Here is a 14183-nt window from a genome sequence, read left to right as displayed (position 1 = left end):
TGGATTTCTGTCTTTTATAATTTATTCCCATATTTCTGGTTCTACCTCTAAATCTATATTATATTTTTTCCTAACAACATCTTTTATATATTCAATCAATTTAAAAACTTCTTTAAATTTTGCATTACCTTTATTTATAATAAACCCAGCATGTTTCTTTGAAACTTCCGCATCTCCAACAGAACACCCTTTTAATCCAAGTTTTTCAATAGTTGTTCCAACATAAAAATCTGGCTTTGGCCTTTTAAAAATACTCCCTGCGCTTGGATATTCTAATGGTTGTTTTTCCCATCTTCTAATAGAAAATTCTTTTATTTTTTCCTCTATTTTTTCTCTCTTATTTCTAAACAATTTTAATTTAGCACTTAAAGAAATGTATCTTCTTTTTTGAAATATACTTTTTCTATAATCAAAACTTAATTGTTCTTTTCTTAAATTTATATTTTTTTTCTCATTTAAATCGAAAACCTCTACCTCTTCTACAACATCACTAATTTGCCCACCATAAGCACCCGCGTTCATAAATAAAGCTCCTCCCAAACTACCTGGAATACCTGCAGCAAATTCTAAACCTGATAAATTATTTTCCATAGCAAGATATGATAATCTAGAAAAAGGAATACCTACTTCGGCATAAAGTATTTCCCCATCAAATTTATATCCCGTTAAATATTCTGTACTAACTACTACAAAATCTAATTCTTCATCTTTTATAATTAAATTAGCTCCACCACCAATTATACGAAAAGGTATTGTATTATTGGAAAGATATTTTAAAACTTCAATAAATACATTTTTAGTTTTAGGTATAATAAAATATGGCGCTTTACCACCAATTTTAAAGGTTGTATGTGCACTCATAGGTTCATTTATGAGAACATTACAACCAATAGTATATAAATATTTTTGATCCAAATTCACTTCAACATCCACTCCAACATTTCAGATATTTCTTCGCCAGCAGGATGTTTTTTTACTTCTTCAAACAATTCTCTATTCTTAAATATTATCTTTTGTATCGAATCTAAAATCAAAGCTTTTTCAGATTTGGAAATATTTTCTAAATATTTGTTCAATAAATATTTAAGTCCTTTTCTGGTTGGTAATTCTGCTAACGCCATTATTGCTAGTTCTTGAATATCTCCGGTATCATCTAAAAATGTAGCTAATATATCTATATATTTTTCGTCTTTAGTTATTCTTAACAAAGCTTCCAATATAATAGGAAAAGCCCTTTCATCAGAATACAAATTCATCATTCTTTCAAGATATGGTTTTAACTCTTGACATTCCATTTCCGAAAGAACATCTATTAAATACAACATAACAACATCATCAAAATTATTTTTTTCAAACCTTTTCAAAAATTCATCAAACAAATATCTTTTTGCTTCAGAACCTAAAACATCAATAATATCAGTAATTAAAGAATATGTATCTGCATCACTATCTTCCATCATGTTTATTAAAACAGGAATCGCTTCAACTCCTTTTTCTTCTATTACTCTTTGTATTACATCTTCTCTTCTCATTTTATTCCACCCTCTTTATCAAACACTATTTCACCATACATTTCCTTGATTTCTTTTAATCTATCATTACTATTTAATTCAGCAATTTGTGAATATACTCCACTATTATCCTCCAATTTGAATATCTTAAAATGTTTATCCGCATAATGCGCAACTTGAGGCATATGAGTGATAACTATTAATTGTTTTATTTCTGAAAATTCTTTTAATTTCTTCCCAATAACATCTGCAATTCTTTGCCCAACGCCAGAATCTATTTCATCAAATAACATAGTTTCAACTAAATGTATTTCACCTAATATTTTTTCAATTGCTAATATTATCCGGGATAATTCACCTCCAGAAGCTATTTTTTCCAAAGGCATAAAAGCCGATTGTGGCGTTGTTTTAGCTAATAATCTGATATTATATACACCAAATTTTTTGGGTTCATCAAGTTTGTTAAATTCAAACTTTATTTCTGCATATTGCATATTTAATGCATATAATTCTTTTTTTATTTTTTCTTCAATATTTTTTAAAACCTTTTCGCCTTTTTTCTTTATTTCATCACCAATCTTAAACAACACTGCCCTTTCTTTTTCTATTAAAGGATTTATCTCACTCAATATTTTTTCCAAATCGTTTAACTCATTTAATTCGTTTCTAAATTTTTCAAGATTTAAAAAAACATCTTCTAACGTTGGTCCATATTTTCTTTTAAGATTCATAATATCATTTAGCCTTTGAGACACTTCTTCTAATCTTTCAGGATCTAATTCAAGATCATATAATTTTGATTCTAAAGTGCTATACAATTCATTTATCATATCTTGAATAGAAATGGCTATATTTAAATCCTCACTATATCCATAACTTGAAATATCTGATAAATCTTCTATTATTTCTCCAATAAAAACATCAATATTTTCTTCGTTATCTTTTAAAATTGCCATTGATTTTTCTAATTTACTTTTTATTTCCTCAATATTACTTAATTTTTTATACTCATTTTTTAATATCTCATCCTCATTCTCTTTGGGATCAATTCTTTCTATTTCTTCTATTTGAAAATTTAAAATATCTATTTTTCTGTACAACTCAGAAGGATCTGATGGGACTTTATTTAATTTTTCCTTTAATTCTATATATTTTTTATAATTTTCTTCATATTGAATAATTAACTCTTCCAAATTTTCTTTAAAAATTTTATATACAAGATGATTATGATATTTAGGATTTCTTAATAAAACCTGAGAATCCTGAGTATGGACTTCCATTATATATGAACCAATTTTTTCTAAAATTGATTTTGGTATGATCATACCATTCGCTCTAAAAACCGATCTTTTTTCATTAAAATTTACACTTAAAACTATTTCATTTTCTTTTGATATATCAAGAAATTCCTTTAATTCCTTTTTTATTTCATCATTAACTGTTATATATGCGGAAATAGACCCATTTTTATTCCTTAAATTTTTCGGTATATTTCCACTTATCAAAGAAATTAAAGCTTTTATTAACATCGATTTACCAGCACCAGATTCACCAGTTATTACATTAATACCTTCAGAAAAATCTATACTTACTTCTTTAAATAAACCGAAATTTTTAATCGCCAATGAATGTATCATATGGCACCTCCACATTTTCTTTCTATTTATATTTTACATCATTTTCTTTAAAAATAAAAATCATTTTTTATTTGACCCAATATTCGATATATGTTATAATATTTTTAATCTAACCAGAAAGGGAAAAATCATGAAAAATTATAAATTTGATTTAAAAAACAAAAAAGAATATTTGGTATCCCCTACTAGAAAAGTTAAAGTAAATATAGATTATATTTATAATTTTAATAATTCTTTCGGTCTTGAAAGAAAATGGATTATTTTAGATAGACACAATTCAATAAAAAAAATCAAAAGATTACTCCTTCCTGATAAAATGATAATGCTTACCTCTTTCCTCACTACAGAAGATTCTCACATTAAAGATTACCTTATTTATATAGATTTTGGAAAATATTCAAAAAACGGTAATATAATTGAATTCAAAGATTTAGAATTAGATATTATTATAAAAAAAGATAACACATTTAGAATTTTTGATATTGATGAGTTAATTGAAGAATTTGAAATAAAAAATATAAATAAAGCTGATTTTTATAATATTCTAAAAGAAGAAACTATATTAATAAACAAATTTGAAAGTATAGGTTTAATTGAAACTTTAACCCAAGAAACAAGTAAAGATGCAATTATGTGGTTAATCGATTTAGGATAATCATATTAAGTTATATAAATATCTATTGAATAAAACTTTTCAGGTGAGAAGAATGATAAAATATCTAGTAATAGGAAAAAAAGAAGAATTTGAAACTATTATATATGAAATAGAAAAAAAATCAAAAGGCAAAATTATCTTTGGGGACTTTTTAAATCCAAGTCCTGAAGCTTTTTTGGAAAAAATAAAATATCATGACAGAGTATTAATAGCTGATCCTAACTTAGAACATTATGTTAAAAAGGAATTAGAAAGTCTAAAAAAACAAGGCATTGTTATTGAAATACTTCCTGAATTAGTTGAAAAATACCTACAAAGAATTCCTTTGAGTGTGTTTGAAAAGTTTGAATATTATTATTCAGAATTTTTTCTAAAAAAAGAAGAAAAACGTTTTTTTGATATTTTTTTGGCTTTATTTTTCTTGATATTTTCCTTACCTTTATTTATCATCATTTCTATAATAAACTATTTTACTATAGGAAAACCAGTTATTTTCAAACAAATTAGAATGGGAAAAAACAAAAAGAAATTTTTAATGTATAAATTTAGAACAATTCATAATGATAATATTCATTCATTTGGAAAGTTTTTAAGAAAAACACGCTTAGATGAAATACCTCAATTTATAAACGTATTAATTGGCAACATGAATTTTATAGGACCAAGACCTGAAATGCTTACATTTCATCAAATGTGTGAAGAAAATATAGATTTTTACAATTACAGATTATATGTAAATCCTGGAATTACAGGTTGGGCACAAGTAAAATATAAATATACAACAACCTTAGAAGATTATAAAATTAAAACAGAATACGATCTTTACTATGTAAAAAACAAGAATTATTTACTTGATTTAAAAATAATATTCTTAACATTTTTAACAATTTTTAAAGATAATGGTTCATTATGATATTTACAAATGTAATTTTTTATGATATAATATATTTGTTTTTGGCCCCATAGGATAACGGCTAGTCCATCGGATTCTCAGTCCGAGAGTCGGGGTTCGATTCCCCGTGGGGCTACCAATCAATATAAGTATTTTTACTTATAGAACGAACTGCTCTGATAGATCCAGAGCAGTTCTTTTTTATTTACAATATCTTTATCATTTCTTCACTTTTGGCTATATCATCTGGACTAACAAATTCAAGATTTTGTTTTATATCAACTCCAGCATCGTGATAAATCCTTGCTATTAATTCACTACATATGTAAGCATTCGGATTATCGAAATTTAATGAATCTTCAAACTTTTCTTCATCAGCAACTATTCCAATTATTTCTGAAATAGAATTTAATATTAAACTTTGTAGATCATAAGGTCTTGCTATATATTTTGTAGTTTCTCCATTCACAAATGCCTTTAAATCTTCTTTTATTTTTTCTCTTATTATTGTTTTTACTCTTTTATTTCTATGTCTATAAACATCGAAATGCCTAAGTATTTCTAATGGATATTTTGCAATATGAACGCCATTTAGCCATGCAGCCATAATATATCCATTTCCTATATACATTTCTGCGTGCAAATAATCTTGATCAGTTATATTCTTTATTAATTTAGCTATATTTTGTCCCAAAATAGACGCTATAATTTTGTATGTTTTAACTTTCTTTGTTGGCAATAATAAAACATCTCCTATTTCTAATTTCATTTTTCCACCTTCTTTAATCTAAAAAGATATGCTTTCTTTCCTTCGAGATAAACATAATCTTCTATTATATATCCCGGATATTTTATGGTCAAAAGATTTTTTGCATCTTCATAATTGTTATCATATATGATAACATCAATAATCTGATCTTCTTCTTGGTTTAAATACTCCTGAACTTGTGAAGTACTTTGCTCTTGATATTGCAATGTTTTTATTCCAAAAGGTAATAAGAAAGCAAAAATTCCAGCAACTATTACTAACCATACTTTCCAGTCTTTCAAATCCATTATTTCACTCCTTTCTGAAGATTAAGGTAAAATACTATACTTTCAATTATTGTGTCTAATAGATTGTCAGATATTTTTATATGCATTTCTGATAAAGTTTTTTTGGCCAAATTCATTGCAAGTTTTTTCTTTTGTTCTCCATGCAAATTTTTTAAATTTCCAATTTGTTCTACATATTCCACGACATGTGTAACAATTTTTCTGACAATTTTAATTTTGCTCTCCATCTTTTTTGAATGTAGTAATAAATTCCCTAAGAGAAATGCAACACCTACTAATACATACACAATAATTTCCATAATTTCACTCCTTTCTAAAATGTAATAAAAAAAGAGGCTTTCTCAAGCCTCATACTGGAATTTCAAAACCGACATTTTGTAGGTTTTTACAAATTTGTATTCATCATTGTCTAAACGTCTTATCATTTCGCTAATGACCGGAATATTATTCCGGTCACTTTTATTTGGATATTTTTTGCATGTTGGCTGTATAATTTTTAAATTTGCACCCTCCATTTTGGATCCTGCAAAATTCTACTTTTTTTTCTAAGCTAACGGCAGAATCTGCCATTAGCTTTTTATTTTTCGGTAACATTATAATTTTCCAATATATTTTTATACTAAGTGTTATTTTGACCTGACGAAATTATTTTTCCATGTTGAATATTTTTCATTTTCTAACTAAAATCTCTTATTTTTTATATTAATTTCCCTAAAAATGCATACCACATACAATATTTTGCGTTTCCTGATGTTTTTAATACTAAATGTGATAATTTACATATAAAATAAAAAATAACACCCTTACAGAGTGTTATGCGTTTTAAGAAAATATTTCATTTCAATTTCTCATTCTTTAATCGATTATTCTGAAAAAAGTATGTACAACTTTATCAAAAATCACAGGTTCAACTTTAAAAATTGTACTCGGTTTTCTACCAGATAAATTAAAAAAGAAAAGATCATTATATTTTTTATTACCTGCATTGAGTTCTATAAATGCTCGATCCACTGCCTTTATACTTTCTTCCATTTTCTCTCTTGAAACTTCATTTATTATAATTTCTCTTCTGTATCCAAGAAAATCTTTTTCTAACGTATTAAAATTATATTTTTTCTGGTGAAACCATCTATTCCAACCAACACAAGCAATTAGATATTTTTCAAAAAAACTACAACTTTCAGCTTCTCCCATAACTGCGATAATAAGCTTTGCTCTATAATCTTCCCAATTCATTTACATCACCTCTGAAAAACCTTGTATAATAAAATTATGATCGTAATTACATTTGTACCTATTAACCCCAATACCCATTTTCCAACCGAACTATAAAACCATTGACTTGCTTTTTTGGGAATAAGACCATTATGAAGTTCTCCGTCTATTCCATCTATTTTATTTTCTAATTTATCGAAACGCTCATTTATTATTTTTAATATTGTTTCTTGAATTGCATCCTGTTGCATTCTATCTTTCATTTCTTTTTCAAGTTGCTCTATTCTTTTTTCGTAAGGACAATTTTCATAATGCATAGTTTCACCTCGCTAAAACTTCTATTTTTTGCGTTTTGTTTGCAAACAATCTTATTTTAAACATTCCTCTTGCTGTCGGTGCAAGTAACTTTTGCACCGCATATTTTTCATCTGTCCAAGATGGAACAGTTATACCAACTATGTCTTTTTTTCTGATTTTTTTATTTTTCGAATCATATTCAAATATAGAGAATTTATGCATTTCTGGAATATGAGTATGTCCTGTTAGGTAAATATCTACTCCGGATATTACATCAAAAAAATAACGATGTTGCCTCATACTTCTTTCAGGAAATCTTCCGCCTGAAGAACCATGATGACAAGCTATTTTGTAATTAATTCTGTTTTTTTGTCCAACTAATTTTTTACCATTTTTTAAATTAATATCTATAACCATAAGATCATCTGTATAAGGTATGTTTTTTTCTTGACATAATAATGCTATTGGATCAACACCAACTTTTCTCCATGTTCTTCTTTCATGGTTCCCTCCTACCACTCCTAGTATTCTATCTTTGAATTTGTCAAATAAACTACTAATTTGCTTCAATGTACCTTGTGGGTTATCTTTTTGCGAATACACGTCTCCTAAAGAATTAACTATTGCATTATCAATGAGATCACCAAGAAATATGATTTTACCTTCTTCTTTTTCTAATGCTTTTATTACATCATGGATATCAGAGTTTTCACTTCCAATATGAAGATCACCAACTGGAATAATATCAATAAAATCTTTTTTATATTCATATGTTGCAACTTCCAAAATTCCACCTCCATATAAAAAAAAGAACCCCGAAGGGTTCTTTAATTATGATTATTTTGCTTTTGTAACTCTTTAATTTGTTTTTTTAGATTTTCATTTTCTGCTAATAATTCATTCAAAAATTCTATAATTTCCTCCATATGCATATTCATAGCCATAACCTTGATTTGAATTTTGTCTTTCTTATTCATACTGCACCTCCTTATAATTATGTTGGTAATAAGCTCCAACTTCCGTAAATTCCAGTGTTTGGTATAACATATGTTGTATCTCCAGTTTTTATAAAAAAGCGAGTTCCCCATGAGAAAGAATCACCTATAGAAATTCCTGGATCCGCAGCTGGTTTTGATGAAAAAGTCCAATGTTTATTTAGTTTCGTCCAATAATTTTTTGTTCTAAGTTTTATATCTCCTAAAGATGAATTGTAATATAATTGCCCATTTTCACTTGTTGTTGGGTCTGAAGTTATATTGTTCTGTAATTTTATTCCTTCATCTTTTTTTACTTCAAACCACAAAGGTGACGGAGTATCATTATTTAAATCTGAAAAAGAATATACTTTAAATGAAGTTAAATTTAAAAAAATTGTAGGTATCCACTGATTTATGTTTTCATACCAGTCAATAATTCTAATTTTTGCTTGAATTGGGTTTTCTAATCTAAATTCTGCTAACATATTTACATAGTCCGCACTATCAAATATTTCTTGTCTAAAAACTGTTTTATTAGTTTCGAATAACAAACTACTTCTTAATCTTTGTGTGTTAATATTATTTTCAAATGTTATCGAATTCCAACCAGTATAATTACTATCAAATAAATTTATATTTGAATCGACAAAATGTATTTCCCCTTTTTCACTACTCAATTTTAGTGTTGCTCCTACTATTTCTAAATTTATTCCATCGTATTTAAAATAATTAGTGTCATTTGTTCCATCATATCCTAATTGTAACGTCCCATTTGTCAAATCTAATTTTGTAGTTCCTGTAGAATTTTGCAAAACTCCTGTATTTAATGTGCCTACATTTGCCGTAATTGCCGATAATTCACTAACATTTAAATGATTTGCATATATTTTATCTGCTACCATCAAATCACCAATTATACTTCCCGCTGGCGCATTTTCTGGCGTTAGTGTGATTGTTGGTGCAAGATTAACTTCTGTATATCCAACTGGCATAATTTGATTAATTTCATCTACAAGACTATTTGTAAAATAAGCAATAGCACCTTTTGGAAGTCCGAAAGCTGGTTGCATTATTAATTTATCCGCTGTAATGCTTCCTGCTTCTATTCTATCCGCATCCAAAAAACCTGTCGTAATTTTACTCGCATTTAAATTTGCTATTTTTGCATCATCTACTGCTAAATCCGCTATTTTTGCATTTGTAATTGCTGCATTTTGTATTTTCGCTTCTGCAATTGCAGCATCTGCGATATGTGCTTCTTGTATTATTCCAATTTTTATATTAGCTGTATTTGTAATTATCTCATTTGTTCCTATTTTATCCGCTGTGATCGCACCTGCCGCTATTTCATTTGCAGTTATTGCGTTAGCTGCAACCTTTCCCGCCGTTATAGCTCCTGTTGCGATTTTATCTGAAGTTATAGCACTTGCTGCTATTTTTTCTGCAGTTACCGCACTTACAGAAATTTTATCCGCTGTAACAGCTCCTACTGCTATTTTATTAGCTGTTATTGCACTTGTTGCTATTTCATTTGCTGTTATTGCTCCAGCTGCTATTTTTGCTGTTGTAATTGCTCCTGTTGCTATCTTTTCTGCTAATATAGCTCCTGTTGCTATCTTTTCCGCTATTACTGCCCCTACTGAAATTTTTTCTGCTGTAATTGCATCTGTTTGAATATGCGTTGCTGTTATAGAATTCGCAGCAATTTCATTTGCTGTTACTGCTCCAGCTGCTATTTTTGCCGTTGTTATAGCTCCTGCAATTATTTTATCAGAAGATATAGAATTCGCTTGAAGTTTTGGCGTAGAAATAGAATTATCAGCTATTTTAGTTTCTGTTATTGTTCCGTTTGGTATATTATCTTCTACTACTTGAATAATACTTTTTAGATTTACATAATCATACCCAACCGGTTTTATATTATTCACATCATCAAGCAAAGATGTAGTCCAATACCCTATTGCACCTGCTGGTAATGCTATTGCTTTGTATGAAAGTTTTTCATTCAATTCCGGTATTGTGTTATTATTCAAATCATCAATTTGTATTTGATTATTAGATATATCATTTTGCAAGGTTGGTATTGTTGTATTATTCAAGCTATCTATATCTGTTCTATTATTTTGTATATCAGTCTGTAGATTTGGTATTGTGCTATTATTCAAAGTTGCAATATCTGTTGCGTTTTGATTTATTGCATTTTCTGCATCTGTAAGTCTTTGGCTTTCTAAATCTGAATCATACACTTTTGCTGTAGTTCCACTAACTGCTGCACTCCATGCACTAATATTTCCACTTTCGTCAATTGCTCTTATCCTAAAATAATAAGTAGTGTTTGTATTTCCAGCATAAACAAAATTAGTTGCCGAAATTTTGATATTTTCAACATTCAATGTAAAAGTATTATCGGTTGCAACTTGTAACTCATATTCTTTGAAATCATCTTCTGTGTTTTCATTCCACTTTAATTGTATTTTTTGAAATAATCCAGTTGCAATTAAACCTGTTGGTATTGCTGGCGGCATTTCATCTTTTGCGCTTGTTATTTGTTGCACTGCACTCCATACCGATTTTTTTCCTTCTGCATCTAATGCTCTAACTTTTGCGTAAACTGTTTTATTACCTGCTACTTCAAACTTCACAAGAGTTTCTGATGTTTTGATATAATTCCAATCAATACCGTCGTAACTCCAAGCCAATTCGTAACCTATAAGATCCGTTTCTGTATTTGCATCCCATGATGCTTTTATAAAGCTTAATCCATTTTCATTAATTGTAGATAATGCAAGATTCGTAGGTGCTGAGGGTTCTGCTCTATCCAAAAAGTTTGTTCTGTCATCTACTGCTTGCGTTTGAGCCTGAAGCTTTTGCACTGCCCCAGAAATTTCTTCTACAGTCTTTACAACATTAGGTTTTTGTATTTCTTTTGAAACTATTTGTTGTGTTATTTCTTTGTTTGATATATCAAAGTTTATATTTTTCCATTCTACGACATTCAATTTCGTTTCGAATTTGTTTGCTTCAAGTGAATGTTCCACTTTGTCGATAATGAAAACACCGCTTGAAATACCTTTTGCAGCAATAGAAAGATTAACAAGATTTCCAGCAAAAACGTCAGGGTAAAATTCATTCATTTGTAGATTAAAGTTAATTTCTTTACTCAAATTATTTTCTACTACATCAGCGACATTTGAAAGCATTGCCTCAGATGAATAATGAGATTTTAAACTGATTTCCGCATCAGGTTCATTTGTAAGGTTAGGTCTTATTACATTATTTAAGCTTATTTTTTTGATTGGTATTGCATTAAATTTAACGTGTGCTATTCTATAACTTACAGTCGATGAAAGATTTGTTATTTTTAAAATTAACTTGTCTGGATATGCGGTTAATTCATCTAATCTAATTAATCCATTATCACTTCCAGCTGTGAAAGCTTCTCCATCTGAAACCAAAGTTTCGCCTTGATATACTGTTAAAAATACTGTTGTATCAGGGTTTTTGATATAATCGCTCGTATATTCAAGCTCAAATCTTCCTTGTTTTGTTGCTGCAATTATCGCATTATCTCCTTGCAAGTCTGTATCAATTACCGCTTCGGTTATTGCTCCTATTTCAAAACCTTCACTTTCTAATTTTATTCTGTTATATTTTTTTTGATTTGAAAGATTATAATTTTTGAAATCTTCCTGGTTAATTGTTATAACAGGACTTGGCTCAATAAAGTTTTCAATTCTTGTTCTGTATATTACTTTTCCCTCTGGTGTTGTGCTTATTCTCCCCGCCGTTGCTTCTACTATTTTTTGTATAACTTGCCAATACGTTCTATCTTTTTCTGCAATAAATACATCGAATACAGTCGTTAAACTTTGCAAATCTTGATAGCTAGTATCTAATCCACATCTATTAAGTAAATCAGAGATTATAGCGTTTGGTGTCATTTGTGTGTAAAGTAACGGATATTCTATTTTCTTTTGTGTTGTTATCCATAATATATCCTTTAATTCTATTTTCGCTTTTTTATGTTTTTCTTTTATAGCCCTTTGTGTTTTCCAACCGTGAAAAATCGGTATTTGAATTGTATTTATTCCATCGGTTACTTCAACTAATATTTTAACTTCCCATACTTTATTTAAATATCCATCATTTATTGTGCCGTTTATTTTTCCGACCACTGGGTCAAATGCGTCATTATATTGTGTGGAAGTAAAAGCGTTATTCTCATTTTTTACCGTTATTGTTGTTGTATCTATTACCGCATTATTAAGTAATTGTATTTTGTTATTTGTTTTTACATTTTGCACGTAATCGCTCAAATCATACCAATTTACGCCGTCAATCTTTGCGTAAAACAATATTTTTTTGTATTTTGTTTTGTGTCTGTAGTAACTTAGAAAATTTGTATCTATATTAAGTGCTTCAAACATTTATTTCACCTCACTTGAAAGGGAGCAAAAGCCCCCTAAAATTAGATTATAGGTAATTTCGCTGGGACTGAGAAAGGTTTTTTGGCATTATATAGTTCTTGGATGAATGCATCAGTCCAAATGTTAGCGTCGTAGTTGCCGATGTAAATATTAGAATATAAACCATTACCAAGATAATAATTTTCAGAATAATAACCAAGATATCCAATAAATAATTTAGAAGGAGTAAAATCAATAGTCACATTCATAGTAAGTTTCAAAATACCATTAATATACACTTTGCTAACAAAACCATCATAAGTCCAAATATAGTTAACATATTCAGTGATAGAAAAATCTCGTGTAAAATATACGCCTTGTGTTGTGCCATTAGCAAAATGAACATAATTTGATAATAAAGTAGGGTTATTCAAAACTTCAAAACGAGCGGTTGGACTAGTGCCATCGCCACCATATAACCCAAATATACGTTTATACAATGATGACGATGTTGATAAAGAACCTGGAGTCATTTTTGCTGTTGCCATAATTACAAATTTGTCATAATTAAATGGTATTATAAATCTGCCATCCGCTCTCGTTCCATCCACGAACGAGGTTGCGAAGGGTTTTTTTTCTAATTGTGGCATTGCAAAATGATATATTATTTCTTGTGTATTAGTAGCTACTGGTTGATAAATCAAAAACATACAAGTATCATCAGTTGTGAATTGATAATTCAATTCTGCTCGTGTCCATTCTGTATTTGTAAGCGCAATGTTCTTATATTGTGTTCCAAAAATAGCTTGCCTAAAATATAGTGCAAAACTTCTATCTCCTGAAATTTTCTTGTAATAAATAGTCCCTGTAAAATTTTCATTGATTAAATGTGTAAAAGTTTGATATACTGACATCATAGTTCCAACTGGGCATCTGAATTCATAAACAGGCATACCCATATATGTTTCAGGTAACATGGTAATAGTTCCGCCATGACTCATAGTCCATGTCGTTAAATCTGGATTTACCAAATTCGTCGTCCCTTCTTCTACTGCAAAACTTTTCACGCCTTCGAAAGGTATATCGTCAGGTCTAACCGTTACACATAAACTACCGTCTGTGTTATGCACCAATCCATAATCTGTTTTTACTAATCCCATTATTCACCACCACCGATACTTATTTCTTTTGGTAATTCTGTGCTTGCTAAAGCAATGTTATTCAATATTTCCATTTTCTTTTCTTCATACATAGTCTTTAAAATCTGCGGTATTATATTTTTAAACAACAAATCAAATTCACTTTCAAATATAAATTGTTCGTATTCATACATTATTTTTGTTACTTGTATTTCATTGCCGGCTGCATCAAATTCTGTTACCTCTTCTTGCACTTCTGTAATATTGTAATTGAATACATATTTTACTTTCACTTTTCCTTTTCTAACATCATCCATAACACTTATAATTTGTATTTCGCTTGGTCTTGTTTCACTTTTTGCCATATTTTCACCTCCATAATTAAATAAAAAAAGAGC

At 28.7% G+C, this 14183-nt stretch carries 15 protein-coding genes and 1 tRNA gene; 3 read left to right on the top strand and 13 right to left on the bottom strand.

What is annotated here, in order from left to right:
- Positions 1 to 21 precede the first annotated feature (21 nt).
- Genes murB through BUA62_RS02625 form a run of 3 tightly spaced genes read right to left on the bottom strand, consistent with a single transcriptional unit; the run spans position 22 to position 3148 of the window.
- Complete coding sequence (gene murB / locus BUA62_RS02635) at positions 22 to 921, bottom strand: UDP-N-acetylmuramate dehydrogenase (RefSeq protein WP_234970268.1); 900 nt, start codon at positions 919 to 921, stop codon at positions 22 to 24.
- Complete coding sequence (locus tag BUA62_RS02630) at positions 918 to 1532, bottom strand: HEAT repeat domain-containing protein (protein ID WP_072863173.1); 615 nt, start codon at positions 1530 to 1532, stop codon at positions 918 to 920. Before BUA62_RS02630 ends, murB begins: the two co-directional genes overlap by 4 nt.
- Complete coding sequence (locus BUA62_RS02625) at positions 1529 to 3148, bottom strand: DNA repair protein RecN (RefSeq protein ID WP_072863171.1); 1620 nt, start codon at positions 3146 to 3148, stop codon at positions 1529 to 1531. Before BUA62_RS02625 ends, BUA62_RS02630 begins: the two co-directional genes overlap by 4 nt.
- A gap of 130 nt (positions 3149 to 3278) precedes the next feature.
- On the opposite strand from BUA62_RS02625, the gene BUA62_RS02620 reads away from it, so the two are divergent.
- From BUA62_RS02620 to BUA62_RS02610, 3 genes are all read left to right on the top strand, one after another.
- The gene (locus BUA62_RS02620) at positions 3279 to 3803 is read left to right on the top strand and encodes a DUF402 domain-containing protein (protein ID WP_072863169.1); all 525 of its coding nucleotides are present in this window, start codon (positions 3279 to 3281) and stop codon (positions 3801 to 3803) included.
- A gap of 52 nt (positions 3804 to 3855) precedes the next feature.
- Positions 3856 to 4716, top strand: coding sequence for a sugar transferase (locus tag BUA62_RS02615; protein WP_072863167.1), 861 nt, complete (start codon positions 3856 to 3858; stop codon positions 4714 to 4716).
- 43 nt (positions 4717 to 4759) lie between these two features.
- Positions 4760 to 4834: transfer RNA gene (locus BUA62_RS02610), tRNA-Glu, on the top strand.
- Between the two features lie 66 nt (positions 4835 to 4900).
- On the opposite strand, the gene BUA62_RS02605 is transcribed toward BUA62_RS02610, so the two are convergent.
- From BUA62_RS02605 to BUA62_RS02565, 10 genes are all read right to left on the bottom strand, one after another.
- Positions 4901 to 5464 (bottom strand): hypothetical protein, encoded by a 564-nt coding sequence (locus tag BUA62_RS02605; protein WP_072863165.1) that lies wholly within the window; start codon positions 5462 to 5464, stop codon positions 4901 to 4903.
- A complete protein-coding gene (locus BUA62_RS02600) occupies positions 5461 to 5751 on the bottom strand; it encodes a hypothetical protein (RefSeq protein WP_072863163.1) in 291 nt (96 codons plus the stop codon). The genes BUA62_RS02605 and BUA62_RS02600 overlap by 4 nt, the downstream gene beginning before the upstream one ends.
- Positions 5751 to 6050, bottom strand: a complete 300-nt coding sequence (locus tag BUA62_RS02595) for a phage holin, LLH family (protein WP_072863161.1) — start codon at positions 6048 to 6050, stop codon at positions 5751 to 5753. Before BUA62_RS02595 ends, BUA62_RS02600 begins: the two co-directional genes overlap by 1 nt.
- A 556-nt stretch (positions 6051 to 6606) precedes the next feature.
- Entirely contained in the window at positions 6607 to 6987 is a 381-nt protein-coding gene (locus BUA62_RS02590; protein WP_072863159.1) for a hypothetical protein, read from the bottom strand.
- 5 nt (positions 6988 to 6992) lie between these two features.
- Complete coding sequence (locus BUA62_RS02585) at positions 6993 to 7283, bottom strand: hypothetical protein (protein WP_047265194.1); 291 nt, start codon at positions 7281 to 7283, stop codon at positions 6993 to 6995.
- Between the two features lie 4 nt (positions 7284 to 7287).
- On the bottom strand, positions 7288 to 8049 hold the full coding sequence (locus tag BUA62_RS02580; protein WP_047265193.1) for a metallophosphoesterase: 762 nt from the start codon (positions 8047 to 8049) through the stop codon (positions 7288 to 7290).
- 41 nt (positions 8050 to 8090) lie between these two features.
- Positions 8091 to 8240, bottom strand: coding sequence for a hypothetical protein (locus BUA62_RS11450; protein WP_159429490.1), 150 nt, complete (start codon positions 8238 to 8240; stop codon positions 8091 to 8093).
- Positions 8241 to 8257: 17 nt separating this feature from the next.
- On the bottom strand, positions 8258 to 12667 hold the full coding sequence (locus BUA62_RS02575) for a hypothetical protein (protein WP_072863157.1): 4410 nt from the start codon (positions 12665 to 12667) through the stop codon (positions 8258 to 8260).
- A 41-nt stretch (positions 12668 to 12708) separates the two neighbouring features.
- Positions 12709 to 13776 carry a hypothetical protein gene (locus BUA62_RS02570; RefSeq protein ID WP_143148307.1) on the bottom strand — a complete coding sequence of 356 codons (1068 nt, stop codon included), beginning with the start codon at positions 13774 to 13776 and terminating at the stop codon, positions 12709 to 12711.
- Positions 13777 to 13805: 29 nt separating this feature from the next.
- Entirely contained in the window at positions 13806 to 14150 is a 345-nt protein-coding gene (locus BUA62_RS02565; protein ID WP_072863153.1) for a hypothetical protein, read from the bottom strand.
- Positions 14151 to 14183 lie beyond the last annotated feature (33 nt).

Origin of the sequence: Marinitoga hydrogenitolerans DSM 16785 (genome assembly GCF_900129175.1) — a bacterium.
GTDB lineage: Bacteria > Thermotogota > Thermotogae > Petrotogales > Petrotogaceae > Marinitoga > Marinitoga hydrogenitolerans.
The sequence above is the reverse complement of the archived record's forward strand: the minus strand, read 5'-3'. Positions and strand labels throughout refer to the sequence as shown.